Genomic DNA, 16,896 nt, shown 5'->3' with positions numbered 1-16,896 from the left:
AAAGCTTGCTCAGGGCCACCTTGGGCATGTTCCCCCATCTGTCGGTGACATAGCCTTTGTAACGATCACAAGTACGGTTGTTTCATATGATGAAATCAATTAGTGTGATCATGGTAGGAGTGGAAGTGGAAATAGTAATCTTTGCACCTTTTTCTATAAGAGTACGGATCAAAGCCAGCGCGTCGTTCACATCGAGCTTCAGCAACGAATCCTGAAGTGAAGAATTGACAGCTTCCACCAACTCGGCCAATGCCATTGAATCTCCACAGCGCCATAGCGCATGGACGATGGCCACTTCTTTTTTGGTTAACACGACGCTGCAGCTCGCAAATGCGGTGGCAAAGCCTGCGATGAGGCCGGCTGTGCCCGACAGGCTGGAAAGTCCGGAAGCAATTCCGTTAATTGCCGTGAAGACCGCGGAAATCAGGCCAAGAATATTCAGATGTTGAGCACCAACTACTACACCAATATTTCCCGGAAAAATAGTCACTGCCGAGCGTGTGACCTCTGGAAAAATAACATTTGCCTGATCAATGAATATTCTTCTTTCAGCGATAAGAATAGACATTGCTATATCTGCAGTGTGCGCTTGCTTGTTTATTGAAAGTAGCGAAGAGTGGGTCAACGTAAAAATGAGCTGTTTTTGTTCAGGGTTCACTGATGTTTACCTTCATTTGTTTAACTTGGCGTAGATAGTGTCTGTAGCCTCGCAATGGTCGAGAAATTATGGCGCATTGCGATCAAATTGAAAATATCGTTCAAAAAATGAAATGCCGCCCGGTGCGGCATCGAGCGGCATTTCATTCAACGTAAACCTCAACAACCATTACTGGTCAGAACGTCGCCTTGAGCTGCACGCCATAGGTGCGCGGTTCGTTGACGATGCCGGTCAGGTTGTCGAAGTCGATCGCGCCCAGGGCCTGCACCTGGTTGGTGATATTGCGGCCATACGCGGACAGCTCATACCGGTCCCATTTGTAGCCCACGCGCAGGCCGCCTTCCAGCAATTCCTTGGCCTTGTATTCCTTGGCCTCGTACAGGAAGAAGTTGTAGCTGGTGCGGTAGGCCCAGTCGGTGTAGGCGTAGAACTCGCCGTTGGCAACCGGGATGCTGTATTTCAGCGTGAAGTTGCCCTGCCATTCCGGTGCGCGCGGCAGCGGGTTGCCGTCGATATAGGCGGTGCCGGCAAACGGGCCGCGCGGATCGGTAACGGTACAGCCGCTGGCGGCATTGTTGCTGGCGTTGCCGCAGCTTTGCACGAACAGGCTCTTGTCCTGGATCTCGGTGTGGTTGTAGCTGCCGCCCAGGGTCATGCTCCAGGCATCGCTGAGGTTGGCCTGGAAGTCCAGTTCCACGCCGCGGCCGATCGCCTTGTCGGCGTTGATCAGCTGGTTCATGTTGACGGCGCCGCTACCGGCGGTCAACTGCTTGTCTTTCACCCGGTACTGGAATACGGCCAGGCTCAGGCGCGCGCGCTTGTCGAACAGATCCTGCTTGATGCCGGCCTCGACCGACAAGGCTTTCTCGGAATCGGCAAACGACGGACGGTCGGCCAGGCCGTTCAGGCGGCCCTGCATCGACGGCGCGCGGTAGCCGGTGGCGACGCGCGCATAGGCGTTGGTCGACGGCGTCAGCACATACGTGCCGCTCAGGTCCCAGCTGATATTGTGCGAGGTATCGTTCAGGTAGAACGGTCCTGCCGTGGTCGCTTCCACGCGCTTGGCCGAAAAATCCTTTTCGTCGCGCGTGTAGCGCACGCCGGCGCGCAGTTTCAGCGCGTCCGACACCGTGTAGTTGAGCGAGCCGAAGGCCGCATACGATTTTGAACTCTGGTTCTGGGTGGCGTAGTTCGGGCTTTGCGGATTGCCTGGGGCCACGCTGTCAAACGCGATGCTGTCGATCTGGATGTCTTCCTTGAAGTAGAACAGGCCGCCGATCCATTGCAGCGGACCCTTTGCGCTCGATTCGGCGCGGAATTCCTGCGAGATCTGCTTGTGGTTCGGGATCACGTCGGCCGTTTCCACCACGAACGGAATAAAGCCCGGGCCCATCGGCGGCGCATACACGGCGCCATAGCCGCCGTCGACGTCGGCGCGGCTGAAGAAGTCGAGCTTTTCATAGCCGGTGATCGAGTGCAGGGTCACGCCCGGCAGGTCCCATTTCAGGCGCATGCTGCCGCCCTTGGTTTTCAGGTGCTGGCGGTTGATGCCGTCGGTCGGGTAGTTGTCGTAGTCGAAGCCGTCGACCAGGTCGTTCGTGCCTTGCTTGAGGATATTGGCGCGAAACAGGGTGGCGGTGCCGTCGAGGTTGCGCGCATGCACGTTGAACAGGGCGCTGAAGTCGCGTGTCGGCTGGACCAGCACCTGCAGGCGGCCGGCGCTGTCTTCGTAGCCTTCGAAGTCGCGCGTGCCAGTGGCGCGCGGATTGTGCACGCGGTCGTCGCGGCGCTGGGTCTGGCCGGAAAAGCGCAGCGCCACCGTGTCGCTGACGGGCACGTTGAACGCGCCTTCCACATTCTTCATGCCATCCTTGCCGAAGCCACCGCTCAGGTAGCCTTCGGTCCTGAAGACAGGTTTTGCGGAGTCGAACTTGATCACGCCGGCCGGCGAGTTGCGGCCGAACAGGGTGCCTTGCGGACCACGCAGCACTTCCACCTGGTCGGCGTCGAACACGGGAAAGCCTTTCAGCATGGCGTTTTCCATTACCACGTCGTCCATCACCAGGCCGACCGGCTGCGAGGCGTTCAGGTCGAAGTCGGTATTGCCCAAGCCGCGGATATAAAAGCGCGGGAAGGTGCGGCCGTAGTCGGATTCAACCGAAACGCTGGGCGAGCGGCTGTTGAGGAAGCGGATGTCGGCGCCGCCGGCCGTCAGCACGTCGAGCTTTTCGCCTTTCAGGGTGGCGATCGACATCGGCACGTCCTTGATGTTTTCAGCGCGGCGCTGGGCGGTGACGATCACGGTTTCCAGCTGGCCGGCGGTGGCGGCGGGAGGCGTGTCGGTGGCAGCTGTTGCCGCAGTGTCCTGCGCCATGGCCTGCAAGGGGAAAGCGGCAGTGATTGCCAGGGCGATCAAGGTGCGGCGTACCATGGCTGCGTGCGGTGTCATCATCAAACGGCTCCTGTTTCTGCGATTATGTGTGGTTAGTTGCGGGTGGTGGAAATGCTGGTGTGAAACGGTGACTGAAAGTCATGCTAGCACGGAAAGTTTTGCCATTCAGGCCATTTCGACCGCAGATAATTCATATCAAATTCCTCTGAATCCGCCAGCAAATTCGTATTTGTCGTTGCCGGGCAGGTAGCGCATAGTGGGGAGCCGATGCGGCTGCGCGCCATGCCGGCAAGCGCCAGACAGCCCGCCAGATCGGGTTCTGGCGATGAAATCGCGGCCGCCAGCGAAGCGAAAAAACAACAGTGGGCCATGACCAACACTGCGCCACCGTGTTGTTGCAGCGCCACATGCTCCTGTCTTGAAAGCCGCTCGCTGGCAGCGCTGGCCCCGCGCAGAGACCATCCATGGCTAAGTAGTGGCCACTCAGCACACCCGCATCGCTTGGCGTAGAATATGAAATAATTTCACCAAAGAAATTATATTTCTCCTATGTCAATTCCTTCTCTCACTCCATTCACGCCGGTTCCCGCCAGCAGCATCAAGCTGTCCGAACTGATCGCCGCCCTCAGCCAGGCGCTCGACATCACCGAGGGCCAGCCGGAAGGGCATTGCATCCGCTGCTGCTGGATCGGCATGCATGTGGGCCGCGAGATCGGCATGAGCGACGATGACTTGTGGAATTTGTATTACACCTTGCTGCTGAAAGACCTCGGCTGCAGCAGCAATGCGGCGCGCATCTGCGAGCTGTATCTGACGGACGACCTGGCGTTCAAGCAGGATTTCAAGACAGTGGGTGACAGCCTGCCGCAGGTATTGAAATTCGTGCTCAAGCACACCGGCCTGAAAGCGGGGCTGGCCGAGCGCTTCCGCGCCGTGATGACGATACTGCGCGACGGGCCGCAAATCGCCCAGGACCTGATCGCCACGCGCTGCCAGCGCGGCGCCGACATTGCGCGCCTGCTGCGTTTTCCGGAAAGCGTGGCGGCCGGCATCTACAGTCTCGACGAGCATTTCAATGGACAGGGCAAGCCGGACAGAGTGGCCGGCGCGGCGATCCCCATGTTCTCGCGCATCGCACTGATGGCACAGGTAATCGATGTATTTCATACGGCCGATGGCAGCCGGGCGGCGCGCGCCGAAGTGCGGCAACGGGCCGGCAGCTGGTTCGATCCCCAACTGGTGACGGCGTTCGAGCGGGTGGCCGGGTCGAGCGACTTCTGGTCCATGCTGCGTTCTGAAAACATCGGCGCCGCCGTGTCGGCGCTGGAGCCGGCCGCGCGCGTGGTGCCGGTCGACGAAGATTACCTCGACGATATTGCCGCCGCGTTTGGCCAGGTGGTCGACTCGAAAAGCCCGTACACGAGCGGCCACAGCGAGCGGGTGGCGTTGTACACCGACATGATCGCCGAGGCGATGGGCATGACGCTGGAGCGGCGCCGCTGGCTCAAGCGCGGCGCCTTGCTGCATGACGTGGGCAAGCTCGGGGTCAGCAATAGCGTGCTCGACAAGGCAGGCAAGCTCGACACCGACGAATGGCTGGCGGTGCAGCAGCATGCCGGCTACACGGAAAAAATCCTGTCGCGCATCGACGCGTTTGCCGAACTGGCCATCGTGGCGGCTGCCCATCATGAGCGCCTCGACGGCAAGGGCTATCCGCGCGGCCTGAAAGATGCCGACATTTCGCTCGAAACACGGATCATCACCACCGCCGACATCTTTGACGCGATCACGGCCGACCGTCCTTACCGCGGACCGATACCGATCCCGAAGGCGCTCGATATCATGGCCGAGACGGTCGGCACGGCCATCGACGCCCAGTGTTTCGAGGCGCTCAAGGCGGCACTGGAGCGCCTGCCGGAGCTGACCGCCACCGTTGCCACTGCCGCCATGGTGCCGGCAACTCCCATGTCGGAGCCGCTCCCGGTTCCGGTCCCGTCTGGCGTGCCGCTGGCGGCATAAGCCTGCTTAAATGGGAAACGCGCCCGCGCCCGAGACGTTGAGGCTGGCGACCTTGTCGCTGGAAAAATATTTGACCTGTCCCAGGCCGATCGTGTAACTGCCTTCGCCCAGCGGGGCAATCGGCCCCGTCAGTTTTTCGCCATTGACCAGCGTTACTACCCACGGCGTGCTCGCCGTCTTGCCCGCGTGGGCCAGTGCTTGTTGTACCAGATCCGACATGCTGCCTCCGATGGAAGGTTGAAAATCAGATCATAGCAGCGTACGTCAAATTCATGCGTCGGCCAGGTTTTTCGGCAGCGCCACCGAGGTCAGCTTCCAGTGCCACAGGCCTTCACGGCTCAGCGTCAGTTCGCCGATGCGGCTGCGGCTATGGGCGCGCTGGACCACCACGCGGTCCCAGGCGATGTAATGCAATGTATAGGCGGGCAGGGTGTTGCGCTGGCGACCGCTGATATCGCTGAGCTTGCCTGCCGGCGTTTCGTAGCGGGCATTCAGTTTCATCAGGGCGACGATACCGTCGGGCATCAGCATGGTGTCGAGCAGCGGATCGACAATGGCGGGATTGATGCCAGCTGGCACTTCCGGTTGCGAGAACAATGTACGCAACTGGCTGCCGAGGCTGTCGCGCAGACGGCTGCGGTCGATATGGGTGGCCAGCGCCTCGGTATCTTGCGTCATCGTCGCCGCGCGAATCTGGTTCATCGCGAAATACGGCGTGCCATAGAACAGGCCGGCCAGGGCAGCGAGCGCCACGATCGCGAAAAAGATACCTTTTTTCATCTGCAATCTCTCTTATGAAGAGCTGGCATCTTACATAATATTTCCTTAAGTCAATATAGATTTTCCAATAATATTTTGCTCTGGATCAAGTGGCTGTAGTTATGCATTGCCTGGAAGACATTGCTATAAATCGACCGGCAGCGTGATATCTGCCAGCTGCCAGTCCCATACGCCGCGGCGGCGCAGCACGAAGGCGCTGGCGGCTTCCCTGGCGCCTTTGCGCCGCAGCACCACCTCATTCCACGAACGGTAGGACAGGCCAAAATCATGGCGCTCGCCATCGGCTCCCTGCTTGCCATGCAGGATCAGCACCGTCAGCCCCGGCGGCGAGACGATGGTCTCTACCATCTCCTTCAGGTCGTCTTTGCTGCCCGCCTCGCCGGCCGCGCGCAGCTGCCTGGCCACGCTGGTGCGCAGTGCCGGCAGGTCGGCCTGCTGCGCCAGCATGGCGCTGCGCACCGATTTGGCGGCAATGCTGATGCGGTACATGGCGATATACGGGCTGACGTAGGTGAGGCCGACGGCGGCGACGGTAAAAATTGCCGCGACGGCGTGCTTTCTTTTCATGGTCTGGGTGTGGGGATGATGGGGCCGCCGTGATTTTACCCGGTGAGGCCAGGCAGATGGTGTAGCATGCGAGCCGGCGCGCCCCATCGCGCCGTACTATTGAGGACAACCATGACTATCATTATCAACGAGGTGCTGCAGTCGTATGTCGATCCGCTGACCGACAGCGAATACGCCGCGCTCGAGCGCAGCCTGCTGGCCGAAGGCTGCCGCGACGCGCTGGTGCTGTGGAACGACGTGCTGATCGACGGCCACAACCGCTACGCCATCTGCCGCAAGCACCATATCGACTTCAGGACCATCCAGAACACCAGCTTCGAGTCGCTCGATGACGTGATGCTGTGGATGATCGACAATCACCTGGCGCGCCGCAGCGTGTCGGACTTCCAGCGCGGCGTGCTGGCGCTGCGCAAAAAGGAAATCGTTGCCGCGCGCACTCCCGCGTTTGCCAGCGATGCCGATGCACCGGAAGGCGAGAGCGCGCCGAAGCCGGCCATGAGCACGCGCGAAGAGGTGGCCAAGGCGGCGCGCCTCTCCAGCAACCAGATCAGCCAGATCGAAAAGATCCAGAAGGCGGCCACGCCGGAGCTGGTGGAGGCGGTGCGCTCGGGCACGATCTCGATCAATGCGGCAGCGACCGTCGCGTCCCTGCCCCAGGAAGAGCAGGTGGCGGCAGTGGCCGGTGGCAAGAAGCTGTTGCGCCAGGCCGCCAAGGAAATCCGCGAACAGCGCGCCGCCACGCGCACGCCGCGCGAGCCCAAGGTTCCCCATGTGTCGCAGGATACGCCCGAGACGGGCAGCGAGCCGTGGGCAGAGCAGGCGCCGAGCGAAGTGGAGCGCCTGCGCGGCGAGCTGGCCAGCATGAAACAGCGCGTGGCACAGCTGCAGGCGGAAAATGTGGAGTTGAGTCAACGGATTGCGGCGTTGATTGATGGGTCGTGATGTTTGTTGGCCTTGACAGCGGCGGCTCCACCTCATCCGGCTTGCGCTGCTGATTGATGTCAACAATATGTCGGATTACGCTGCGCTAATCCGACCTACGCTGCTCGGGCAGGTCGGATTAGCGCGCAAGCGCGTAATCCGACAATCACCGTATCAAATGGCAGCCAACGCCGTGCGCAAATCGTGGCGCAGCAGCGTAGGTCGGATTAGCGGCTGCAAGCCGCGTAATCCGACGATCCCACCTTAAATCGCGTCGAGCGCCGTGCGCAAATCGTGGCGCAGGTCTTCCAGGTCCTCGATCCCTACCGACAAACGGATCAGGGCGTCGCCGATGCCCAGGCTGGCGCGCTGTGCGGCAGGGATGCTGGCATGCGTCATCAGGGCAGGGTGCTCGATCAGGCTTTCCACGCCGCCCAGGCTTTCCGCCAGTGCAAACACCTCGCAGGTTTCCAGGAAACGGCGCGCACCGGCCAGGTCGGTATCGAGCTCGATCGAGATAATGCCGCCGAAGCCATCCATCTGTCGCTGCGCCAGTGCATGCTGCGGATGCGACGCCAGGCCCGGATAAAACACTTTTTTCACTTCCTTCTGCTGCTCCAGCCACTGCGCCAGTGCCAGCGCGCTCTTGCAATGGCGCTCCATGCGGATCGCCAGCGTTTTCACGCCGCGCAGCGCCAGGAAGCTGTCGAACGGGCCGGCGATCGCCCCCACCGAGTTCTGCAGGAAGCCCAGCTGCTCGCGCCATTCCGCCTGCCGTTCTTCGGCGCCGACGATGGCGATGCCGCCGATAATGTCCGAGTGGCCGTTCAGGTATTTGGTGGTCGAATGCACCACGATATCGAAACCATGCTCCAGCGGGCGCTGCACCAGCGGGCTGGCAAAGGTATTGTCGGCCACGGCGATAATGCCGCGCTCGCGGCAAATGTCGGCAATCGCGCGCAGGTCCGCCAGTTTCAGCATCGGGTTGGTCGGCGTTTCGACCCACACCATTTTCGTTTCAGGGCGCAGCGCAGCCAGCAGGTTTTCCGGATTCGTCAGGTCGACATAGCTGAATTCATGGCCGGCTGAACGGCGGCGCACGCGCTCGAACAGGCGATACGTGCCGCCGTACATATCGTCGCCGGCGACGATATGGCTGCCCGCATCGAGCAGTTCCAGCACCGACGAGATCGCGGCCAGGCCGGAAGCAAACGCAAACGCGGCGCTGCCGCCTTCAAGATCGGCCACGCAGCGCTCCAGCGCCCAGCGCGTGGGGTTGTGCGAGCGGCCGTAGTCGAGGCCCTTGTGCACGCCGGGGCTTTCCTGCACAAAGGTGGAGGTGGCGTAAATCGGCGGCATGATGGCGCCCGTCGAGGGGTCGGGCGACTGGCCGGCGTGGATGACGCGCGTGGCCAGGTGGCTCTTGCGGATGGATTCTTTGCTCAAGATAAAGTCCTGCGTAAGTGGTTGAGAAGGTCGAAGCGCGTGATCAGGCCATAGAACAAGGCATCGTCGGCGACCACGGCTGTCAGGCCCCGGTCCAGCGTGGCGCGCAGGGCGGCGAGGCCGGCCGACGGCGCCAGGGTTTCGATCTGGGTGGTCATGGTGTCGCCGACCAGGCCAGCGAAATGCGCGGCGTCGCCCGAGACGTGCAGCAGCAGGTCCGATTCGTCGAGGATGCCGACCAGCTTGCCCGCATCGATCACCGGCAATTGCGCCAGGTCGCTGGCGCGCATGCGGTTGAAAGCCGTGAGCAGGGTGTCGCCGGGCGCCACGCTGACCACGTCGCCTTCGTCGAAGCGGCGCCCGATCAGGTCGCGCAGGTCGCCCGACACGGCGCGCTGCAGCAGTCCCTGGTCGCGCATCCAGCCGTCGTTGTAGACCTTGGACAGATAGCGCGTGCCGGTGTCGCAGACAAACGTGACGACGCGTTTTGGCGCGGTCTGTTCGCGGCAGTATTTGAGGGCGGCGGCCAGCAGCGTGCCGGTCGACGAGCCGCCCAGGATGCCTTCAGCCAGCAGCAGGGCGCGCGCGCTGTCGAAGCTTTCCTGGTCGCTGATGGTATAGGCTTTCTTTACGCTGCCCATGTCGGCGATCGAAGGGATGAAGTCTTCGCCGATGCCTTCCACCGCCCATGAGCCGCTGGTGTCGGATACTTTGCCCGATTCGATGTATTCGGTCAGGATCGAGCCCTGCGGGTCGGCCAGCACGAATTCGAGCTTTGGCTGTGCCTTGCGGAAGTAGCGCGTCAGGCCCGTCAGCGTGCCGGACGAACCGACGCCGACCACGATGGCGTCCACGTCATGCCCGCTTTGCTCCCAGATCTCGGGGCCGGTGGTGGTTTCGTGCGCCAGCGGATTGGCCGGATTGTTGAACTGGTCGGCAAAGAAGGCGCCCGGCAGTTCGCGCGCCAGGCGCGCCGCATAGTCCTGGTAGTACTCGGGATGGCCCTTGCCCACGTCCGAGCGCGTGGTGTGCACTTCGGCGCCCAAGGCTTTGAGGTGCAGCACTTTTTCGGTCGACATCTTGTCGGGCACCACCAGGATCACGCGATAGCCCTTGATGCGCCCGACCAGCGCCAGGCCGATGCCGGTATTGCCGGCCGTCGCCTCGATGATCACGCCACCGGGCTGCAGGCGGCCGTCCGCTTCCGCCGCCTCGATGATGGACAGGCCGATACGGTCCTTGATGGAGCCGCCGGGATTTTGCGATTCGAGTTTCAGGAACAACTGGCACGGGCCAGTGTCGAGCCTGGTCACTTCGACCAGCGGGGTATTGCCGATCAGCTTGAACAGCGCCGGCGGGTGGGAGGGCGAGAGGGTGCTGCGGTCAGTACGGTCATTCATGATGGCTCCTGTCAGCGAAACGGCCGCACCGGATTGTGTCCAGTGCCGCCTTGCGTGCCGCGCAGTGTAGGCGCGGGCCCGGACGCTGCGAACGAATGTTTTAATGCTAGCTTATGCATTTTTCATCTATTGAAGACAAGTATTTGCGCCTCCAGTATGCACCGGCTGCCGCCAGGCTGTCGCAACGCTGTCAACGGACTTATAATGGCGCCTCGCGGAAACGCGATGGACGATATTCAGATAAAAACAGAAACAGGGCAGGCGGCGGTGGCAAAACTTTATTTCCGGTATTCCGCAATGAACGCGGGCAAGTCGACGGCCTTGTTGCAGGTCGCGCACAACTATGAAGAGCAGGGCCAGACAGTGCGCCTGTACACCGCCGCGATCGACAGCCGCTATGGCGTCGGCCGCGTCACGTCACGGCTGGGGCCGCAAAGAGTAGTCGATATTTTCGACGCCGACACCAACTTCCTGCTTGATATTCCGCAAGTTGCCTGCCTGCTGGTCGATGAAGCGCAGTTTCTCACCACCGGGCAAGTGCAGCAGCTGCACCAGCTGGCGCAGGTAAAAGGCGTGCCCGTCATCTGCTACGGCCTGCGCACCGATTTCAAGGGCGAACCGTTCCCCGGCTCGGCCTACCTGCTGGCGCTGGCCGACGATATCGAAGAGTTGAAGAACATCTGCACCTGCGGCAAGAAAGCCACCATGAATATCCGCGTCGACGAGCAGGGCCACCGCATCAAGGAAGGCGAGCAGATCAGTATTGGCGGGAATGAGTCGTATCGCCAGGCGTGCGGGCGCTGCTTCTATTCCTGAATGCTATTTTCCGCGACTGTCTTTTAATGCAGTCAATTTTTGCGAAAGCTTGGCCTTGAAATCGGCCAGTTGCGCTTCGCTCATGCTGAAAGTGGCATACCAGTCGATGTTGTCGTACATCGCATCTTCCGACATATGGCCGGAAAGCTCCCTGATGATGGCGTCGCATTCATCATCAAACACATGCATATTGAAATGAAGGATGTCTTTCAACGGGTGGTCGCCCGGGCCGCCTGCTGCCATAAGGATAGTTCCAGGATTGCTGTTGATCGGTTTCCGGCTGCTATTCGGTGACCGGCATGCCCACATCGGCATCGTCCGATAACGCCAGGTCGCCGCGCTCGAACGCGGCAAGAATTTCATTGGCCCGCGCCACATCGTGTTCCCGCACCAGCACGCGCGCGCCGCCGATGGCGTTGGCGAGCAGCATGTCGGCCTGCATGTGCTGGTCGTCCGTCAGCAGCACATCGACGCCCGCGGCGGCCAGGCAGCCGCGGATCACGTGGGCGTCGGTGGGGATCATCAGGCGGGCAATCAGAACGTAGTCGTCGTGCATGGTGTCTCCGGGTAGGGGCTGCAAATGCGCGGCCGTCGCGGCATCTTAGCATTGCCGGGCCGATCACACGCTTACAGCTTGAACACGCCCACCACGCGTTCCATTTTATGCGCCTGTTCCTGCAGCGCGTCGGCGGCCGCGGCCGCTTCTTCCACCAGCGCCGCGTTCTGCTGCGTGACCTGGTCCATCTGGGCGATCGCCTGGTTGACCTGGTCGATGCCGCTGCGCTGCTCTTCGCTGGCCTGCGCCACTTCGGCCATCAGCGCGCTGACCTTGTGCACGCTGTCGACCACATCGGCGATGGTGGCGCCGGCCTGGCTGACCTGCTGGTGGCCCAGGTCCACCGTGCCGGTGGACGCCACGATCAGGTCCTTGATGTCTTTCGCCGCCGCGCTCGAGCGCTGTGCCAGCGTGCGCACTTCGGTGGCGACCACCGCAAAGCCGCGGCCCTGTTCGCCGGCGCGCGCCGCCTCGACTGCCGCGTTCAGCGCCAGGATATTGGTCTGGAAGGCGATGCCGTCGATCACGCCGATAATGTCGGTGATCTTGCCCGACGACGCGCGGATCGCTGCCATGGTGCTGGTCACCTGCGCCACGGCCGCGCCGCCCTGTGCGGCTAGGTCGGACGAGGTCTGCGCCAGGCTGCTGGCCTGGTGCACATTGTCCACGTTCTGGCGCACGGTCGAGCTCAGTTCTTCCATCGACGCGGCGGTTTCTTCCAGCGAACTGGCCTGCTGCTCCGTGCGGCTCGACAGGTCCAGGTTGCCGCTGGCAATTTCGCCGGAGGCGGTGGCGATCTGGCCGGCGCTGCTGCGTACCTGGCCGACCACTTTTGACAGGTTGTCGCTGATATGGTTCAGCGCACGCAGCAGGCGGCCGATTTCGTCCTGGCTGGTGGTGTCCAGGTGCACCGTCAGGTCGCCGCCGGCGATCTGTTCGGCCGCCGCCTCGGCGTGGCGCAGCGGACGCGAGATCAGGCTGCGGACCAGCAGGTACAGCAGCACCGCGAACAGCAGCAGGGCGATAAAGCCGGCAATGGCCAGCTGGTTGCGCATCTGGCGCGCTTCGAGCGTGATCTCATCGGTGAAGGTGCCGCCGGCAATGATCCAGCGCCAGTCCTTGAATTCACGGTAAAACAGCTGCTTTTCGCGCGCGGTGGCGGCGGTCTGGCCCGGTGCGGCCCAGGTGTAGCGGATGGCGCCATTCTTTTGCGCCAGCATGTCCTGGATAAACAGGCGGCCGTCGCTGGACTTGAACTCGAGCGCGCTCTTGCCTTCGCTGTTCGGATGCAATACCAGCTGGCCATAGTTGGTACCGGGCGCCGTGTCGACGATAAAGATATAGCCGGTCTGGCCAATTTTGACTTGGCGAATCTTTTCCTTCAGCATGGTCAGGTTTTTCGTGATGTCGAGACCGATGAACAGCACGCCCACCACCTTGCCGGCGGCATCGCGCACCGGGTCGTATTGCGTGATGAACTGCTTGCCGAACAGGGTGGCCATGCCGACGTAGCTTTTGCCGGCGCGCAGCGGCGCATAGCTGGGGTGGCTGTGGTCGAGCTGGGTACCGATCGCGCGTTCGCCATCCTGTTTCTTCAATGACGTGCTGATGCGCACGAATTCATCGCCGTCGGCCGCGAAAATGGTGGCGATCACGCCGGTCTGGGTGGTGTAGCGGTCGACCAGCGCGGTATCGAGGTTGAGCACTTTGCCGCCATTCGACAGCGCCGGCGTGGCCTTGCCGGCGACTGCCACCATATTGGCGGCATCCACCGTGAACGGGCCTGGAAACTCGGCGGCGAACAGGCGCGCAAAGCTGGCCGCTTCGTTGACCATGGCCGTATGAAACACTTCGGTGGTGGTCATGACGCTGTCGAGTTCGCTGATAACGGCCGCTTCCGCGCGCTGTTCCAGCACGCGCGAGGTGGAGGCGCTGATCCACGCCGTCAGGCTGGCGAGGATCAGGCTGACGAGCGCAAAGGTGAAGACGGTGATCTTGCCGCCAACGCTCCAGGAGCGGGGATCGAGAGAAAATTTATGCATGAGGATCGTGGTTTCAAAAGTCAAAATGGCAGTGCGACGCGCACGCGCAAGGCGCCCTGCGTGTCGCAAAACAGGCAGGGGCGAGCGTAGCAATCGCAGTAACGGGTGGCGCTGAATAAGGGGTAGGGCTGGCCGGTGGCTGTGCGGACAGGCCGGCGAACAGGGTGCGATGATAGCATGCAAAGCACACTTTGTTTTCTTTTGAAATGATTTAAGTCAATAAATACAATGACTTGTGATAAATATTGGCGAGCTTGCCATGCGTGTTTTCTGCGCTTTCCTGGTCTTCTGGCAGGCGACAGATGCTTACGAATGTTTCAGTTTGTAATGAATCCGACATCGTCTTTAACGCCCGCTTAAGCTTCCGGGGAGAAACTGATATTCCCTCTGAGACGCCCCATGTGTATCCTGTAGAATTGCAGCAGACCAGTCGTGACAGTAATGGCTGGCGCAAGCGATTGCGCGCCGCCTGTAAATGATTTAACCAATTTTCGGAGAAGCCGATGAAGAAGCAAATATTCCTGGTCACCCTGGCGCTTGTCCTGTCAGCCCATGCTGGCGCAGCCCAGACTGACAAGAGCGCCGCTCCTCCGCCCGTCATGAAGCCGCTGGCCCAGCAGACGCAAGCCGCGCTGTGGGCTTCGCGCGTGCTGTCGCGCTACCACTACAAGGCCACGCCGCTCGACGACGCGATGTCGGAAAAAATCTTTGACCGCTATTTCAAGTCGCTCGATGCCGAGAAACTGTTTTTCGTGCAGGCCGATATCGACCGCTTTGCGCCGCTGCGCACCAGGCTGGACGACGCCATCAACGGCGAAGACCTGAGCGCGCCGTTTGCCATCTACAACCTGTACCAGCAGCGTTTCGACGAGCGCATGGCATACGCGCGCGAACTGCTGAAGGGCAAATTCGATTTCACGGCCGACGAAAGCTATCAGCTGGACCGCGAAAAAGCCGCCTGGCCGAAGAATGACGAGGAAGTGCGCGACCTGTGGCGCAAGCGCGTCAAGAACGACTGGCTGCGCCTGAAGCTGGCCGGCAAGGAAGACAAGGCTATCCGCGACACGCTCGACAAGCGCTATGAAAGCTATACCACGCGTTCGCGCAAGCTCAACAATGAGGACGTGTTCCAGATCTTCATGAACGCGTACGCCATGTCGATCGAGCCGCATACCAACTACCTGGGCCCACGCGCCTCGGAAAACTTCGATATCGCCATGCGCCTGTCGCTCGAAGGCATCGGCGCCGTGCTGCAGACGCGCGACGAATACACGGTGGTGCGCGAAGTGGTGCCGGGCAGCCCGGCAGGCCTGTCGGGCAAGCTGAAAGTGGGCGACCGCATCGTCGGCGTGGGGCAGGGCGAAAGCGGCCCCATCACTGAAGTGCTGGGCATGCGCATCGACGATGTGGTGCAGCTGATCCGCGGCACCAAGGATTCGGTGGTGCGCCTGGACATCCTGCCGGCCGACGCCGGCCCGGACGCCAAGCACACGATCCTGCCGCTGGTGCGCAAGAAAATCAGCATGGAAGAGCAGGCCGCCAAGAAATCGATCATCGAAGTGCGCGAAAACGGCGTCAAGCGCCGCATCGGCGTGATCGCCTTGCCGACCTTCTACCAGGATTTCGAAGCGCGCCGCCGTGGCGACAAGGACTACAAGAGCGCCACGCGCGACGTCACCCGCCTGCTGGGCGAGCTGAAGAAAGAGAAAGTCGACAACGTGCTGATCGACCTGCGCAACAATGGTGGCGGTTCGCTGACCGAGGCCGTGGAACTGACGGGCCTGTTCATCGACAAGGGTCCGGTGGTGATGCAGCGCAGCGCCGAAGGCAAGGTTGAAATCGAAAGCGATACCAATGCCGGCCTGGCGTGGGACGGCCCGATGGGCGTGCTGATCAACCGTGGTTCCGCCTCGGCGTCCGAAATTTTTGCGGCCGCCATCCAGGACTACGGGCGTGGCCTGGTGGTCGGCGAAGGCAGCTTCGGCAAGGGTACCGTGCAGACGCTGATCAATCTCGACCGTTTCGGCGGCAGCGAGAAAGCGCGCCTGGGCGAACTGAAGATGACGGTAGCGCAGTTCTTCCGCATCAACGGCGGCACCACGCAGCTGCGCGGCGTGACGCCCGACATCAAGCTGCCAGCCATGTCGGACACGGACAACTTCGGCGAATCGAGCTATGACAATGCCTTGCCATGGGTCTCGATCAAGCCGGCGCCATTCGTGGCGACCGGCGACCTGAAGGAAATCGTGCCGCTGCTCGACAAGAAACACGAAGCGCGCGTGGCCAAGGACAAGGACTTCCAGTACCTGCAGGACGATATCGCGCTGGTCGTCAAGCAGCGCAAGGATAACCAGCTGTCGCTGAACGAAACCGTGCGCCGCAAGGAGCGCGATGCCCAGGAAGCGCGCGCCAAGGCGCGTGAAAAACGCCTGATCGCGCAAATTTCGAATCCGGCCGAGGACCTGGTGGTGATCCAGGATCCGAAAGATATCCTGAAAGGCGCGAAAGCCAATGCCAAGACGGCCAAGCAGATCGCGGCCGTGAAAGGCGCCTTGCGCACCGACGATGGCTTGCAGGGCGACGAACGCGCGCTGAGCGCCGAGCTCGATGCGGAATCGGCTGCCAAGAGCGCAAAGGACGTGCTGCTGAACGAAACCGTGCGCATCCTGGCCGATGAAGTGGCGCTGATCAAGGGCGACACACGCCTGGCCGCCAAGGTCTTGCCGTATGGCGCCGATACCCGGGCAACGCCGGTAGCGGCCACCAAGTAAGTTTTCTTGCCGCGATCACGGGCCGGTTTCGCGAGGAGCCGGCCCTTTTTTTGCCCGCGCGAAGCAGTTATGGATTCAGGCTATTTCTCTCATTCAAACAATCAATTGGAATAATATGCCGCGATGCAGCATACTTGATTCGTCTCCTCTATTCTCCTCCAAGAAAATAGATTCAGCCCGCTCCTGTAGCGGGCTTTTTTTTGGACTATGTCAGCAAAAAATGTGGAAACGTTCTGACGTTGCTGGGGTCTAACTGATCAGGAATTTCCTTTCAGGGGACGATCATGCACCCAGCCCAGTGGCAGACCTTTATCGCGCAATTCTTGCAGTTGTCGCAGCGGAAGCGGCTGGCCGGCATCGCCCTGTTGCAGGACGGTGCGGCGCAGGATGCCGCCATCGCCCTGATCGAGCAGACGGCGCAGGCCAGCCTGCATTGTCCTTCCTGCGGCGCCACGCATATCCACCGGCACGGTCATGCCCATGGCTTGCAGCGCTATCGCTGCGTGCCCTGCGGCAGGACCTTCAATG

The 16,896-nt window shown here is 61.4% G+C and carries 16 protein-coding genes; 5 read left to right on the top strand and 11 right to left on the bottom strand.

Annotated features, from left to right (window positions below):
* Window positions 1–82: 82 nt before the first annotated feature.
* The 3 genes from RTQ46_RS26440 to RTQ46_RS26430 all read right to left on the bottom strand — a co-directional run bounded on the left by RTQ46_RS26440 (window position 83) and on the right by RTQ46_RS26430 (window position 3,457).
* The gene (locus tag RTQ46_RS26440; protein WP_312440583.1) at window positions 83–658 is read right to left on the bottom strand and encodes a hypothetical protein; all 576 of its coding nucleotides are present in this window, start codon (window positions 656–658) and stop codon (window positions 83–85) included.
* 175 nt (window positions 659–833) lie between these two features.
* Entirely contained in the window at window positions 834–3,110 is a 2,277-nt protein-coding gene (locus tag RTQ46_RS26435) for a TonB-dependent receptor (RefSeq protein WP_409518380.1), read from the bottom strand.
* A gap of 83 nt (window positions 3,111–3,193) precedes the next feature.
* Entirely contained in the window at window positions 3,194–3,457 is a 264-nt protein-coding gene (locus tag RTQ46_RS26430) for a hypothetical protein (RefSeq protein ID WP_312440582.1), read from the bottom strand.
* A gap of 142 nt (window positions 3,458–3,599) precedes the next feature.
* Between RTQ46_RS26430 and RTQ46_RS26425 the strand changes: the two genes are divergently transcribed.
* Window positions 3,600–5,069 (top strand): HD domain-containing phosphohydrolase, encoded by a 1,470-nt coding sequence (locus RTQ46_RS26425; protein ID WP_312440581.1) that lies wholly within the window; start codon window positions 3,600–3,602, stop codon window positions 5,067–5,069.
* Between the two features lie 6 nt (window positions 5,070–5,075).
* On the opposite strand, the gene RTQ46_RS26420 is transcribed toward RTQ46_RS26425, so the two are convergent.
* From RTQ46_RS26420 to RTQ46_RS26410, 3 genes are all read right to left on the bottom strand, one after another.
* Window positions 5,076–5,288, bottom strand: coding sequence for a hypothetical protein (locus RTQ46_RS26420; protein WP_312440580.1), 213 nt, complete (start codon window positions 5,286–5,288; stop codon window positions 5,076–5,078).
* Between the two features lie 51 nt (window positions 5,289–5,339).
* The gene (locus RTQ46_RS26415; RefSeq protein ID WP_312440579.1) at window positions 5,340–5,849 is read right to left on the bottom strand and encodes a DUF2939 domain-containing protein; all 510 of its coding nucleotides are present in this window, start codon (window positions 5,847–5,849) and stop codon (window positions 5,340–5,342) included.
* 123 nt (window positions 5,850–5,972) lie between these two features.
* Window positions 5,973–6,416 carry a DUF2939 domain-containing protein gene (locus RTQ46_RS26410; RefSeq protein WP_312440578.1) on the bottom strand — a complete coding sequence of 148 codons (444 nt, stop codon included), beginning with the start codon at window positions 6,414–6,416 and terminating at the stop codon, window positions 5,973–5,975.
* A 111-nt stretch (window positions 6,417–6,527) separates the two neighbouring features.
* Here RTQ46_RS26410 and RTQ46_RS26405 point away from each other — a divergent pair, with 111 nt between their 5' ends.
* Window positions 6,528–7,358 (top strand): hypothetical protein, encoded by an 831-nt coding sequence (locus RTQ46_RS26405; protein ID WP_312440577.1) that lies wholly within the window; start codon window positions 6,528–6,530, stop codon window positions 7,356–7,358.
* A gap of 243 nt (window positions 7,359–7,601) precedes the next feature.
* On the opposite strand, the gene RTQ46_RS26400 is transcribed toward RTQ46_RS26405, so the two are convergent.
* Both RTQ46_RS26400 and RTQ46_RS26395 read right to left on the bottom strand, forming a co-directional pair.
* Window positions 7,602–8,783 carry a PLP-dependent aspartate aminotransferase family protein gene (locus RTQ46_RS26400; RefSeq protein WP_312440576.1) on the bottom strand — a complete coding sequence of 394 codons (1,182 nt, stop codon included), beginning with the start codon at window positions 8,781–8,783 and terminating at the stop codon, window positions 7,602–7,604.
* Window positions 8,780–10,183 (bottom strand): cystathionine beta-synthase, encoded by a 1,404-nt coding sequence (locus RTQ46_RS26395; protein WP_312440575.1) that lies wholly within the window; start codon window positions 10,181–10,183, stop codon window positions 8,780–8,782. The genes RTQ46_RS26400 and RTQ46_RS26395 overlap by 4 nt, the downstream gene beginning before the upstream one ends.
* A 267-nt stretch (window positions 10,184–10,450) precedes the next feature.
* Between RTQ46_RS26395 and RTQ46_RS26390 the strand changes: the two genes are divergently transcribed.
* Window positions 10,451–10,999, top strand: coding sequence for a thymidine kinase (locus RTQ46_RS26390; protein ID WP_312440574.1), 549 nt, complete (start codon window positions 10,451–10,453; stop codon window positions 10,997–10,999).
* Between the two features lie 3 nt (window positions 11,000–11,002).
* Here the strand turns inward: RTQ46_RS26390 and RTQ46_RS26385 are convergent, their stop codons facing one another.
* From RTQ46_RS26385 to RTQ46_RS26375, 3 genes are all read right to left on the bottom strand, one after another.
* Window positions 11,003–11,242, bottom strand: a complete 240-nt coding sequence (locus tag RTQ46_RS26385; protein ID WP_312440573.1) for a hypothetical protein — start codon at window positions 11,240–11,242, stop codon at window positions 11,003–11,005.
* Window positions 11,243–11,282: 40 nt separating this feature from the next.
* On the bottom strand, window positions 11,283–11,555 hold the full coding sequence (locus RTQ46_RS26380) for a putative signal transducing protein (RefSeq protein WP_312440572.1): 273 nt from the start codon (window positions 11,553–11,555) through the stop codon (window positions 11,283–11,285).
* A 71-nt stretch (window positions 11,556–11,626) separates the two neighbouring features.
* On the bottom strand, window positions 11,627–13,597 hold the full coding sequence (locus tag RTQ46_RS26375) for a Cache 3/Cache 2 fusion domain-containing protein (protein ID WP_312440571.1): 1,971 nt from the start codon (window positions 13,595–13,597) through the stop codon (window positions 11,627–11,629).
* Between the two features lie 503 nt (window positions 13,598–14,100).
* On the opposite strand from RTQ46_RS26375, the gene RTQ46_RS26370 reads away from it, so the two are divergent.
* A complete protein-coding gene (locus RTQ46_RS26370; protein ID WP_312440570.1) occupies window positions 14,101–16,368 on the top strand; it encodes a carboxy terminal-processing peptidase in 2,268 nt (755 codons plus the stop codon).
* Between the two features lie 284 nt (window positions 16,369–16,652).
* A partial coding sequence (locus RTQ46_RS26365; RefSeq protein WP_312440569.1) for an IS1 family transposase occupies window positions 16,653–16,896 on the top strand: 244 nt, incomplete at its 3' end.

Source organism: Janthinobacterium sp., assembly GCF_031995485.1.
Taxonomy (GTDB): Bacteria; Pseudomonadota; Gammaproteobacteria; order Burkholderiales; family Burkholderiaceae_D; genus Janthinobacterium.
The sequence above is the reverse complement of the archived record's forward strand: the minus strand, read 5'-3'. Positions and strand labels throughout refer to the sequence as shown.

Excerpts from the sequence above, each read along its gene's own strand:
- RTQ46_RS26435 (WP_409518380.1), bottom strand. The coding sequence starts at position 3,110 with ATGATGACACCGCACGCAGCCATGGTACGCCGCACCTTGATCGCCCTG.
- RTQ46_RS26425 (WP_312440581.1), top strand. The coding sequence starts at position 3,600 with ATGTCAATTCCTTCTCTCACTCCATTCACGCCGGTTCCCGCCAGCAGC.
- RTQ46_RS26420 (WP_312440580.1), bottom strand. The coding sequence starts at position 5,288 with ATGTCGGATCTGGTACAACAAGCACTGGCCCACGCGGGCAAGACGGCG.
- RTQ46_RS26415 (WP_312440579.1), bottom strand. The coding sequence starts at position 5,849 with ATGAAAAAAGGTATCTTTTTCGCGATCGTGGCGCTCGCTGCCCTGGCC.
- RTQ46_RS26410 (WP_312440578.1), bottom strand. The coding sequence starts at position 6,416 with ATGAAAAGAAAGCACGCCGTCGCGGCAATTTTTACCGTCGCCGCCGTC.
- RTQ46_RS26405 (WP_312440577.1), top strand. The coding sequence starts at position 6,528 with ATGACTATCATTATCAACGAGGTGCTGCAGTCGTATGTCGATCCGCTG.
- RTQ46_RS26395 (WP_312440575.1), bottom strand. The coding sequence starts at position 10,183 with ATGAATGACCGTACTGACCGCAGCACCCTCTCGCCCTCCCACCCGCCG.
- RTQ46_RS26385 (WP_312440573.1), bottom strand. The coding sequence starts at position 11,242 with ATGGCAGCAGGCGGCCCGGGCGACCACCCGTTGAAAGACATCCTTCAT.
- RTQ46_RS26380 (WP_312440572.1), bottom strand. The coding sequence starts at position 11,555 with ATGCACGACGACTACGTTCTGATTGCCCGCCTGATGATCCCCACCGAC.
- RTQ46_RS26375 (WP_312440571.1), bottom strand. The coding sequence starts at position 13,597 with ATGCATAAATTTTCTCTCGATCCCCGCTCCTGGAGCGTTGGCGGCAAG.
- RTQ46_RS26370 (WP_312440570.1), top strand. The coding sequence starts at position 14,101 with ATGAAGAAGCAAATATTCCTGGTCACCCTGGCGCTTGTCCTGTCAGCC.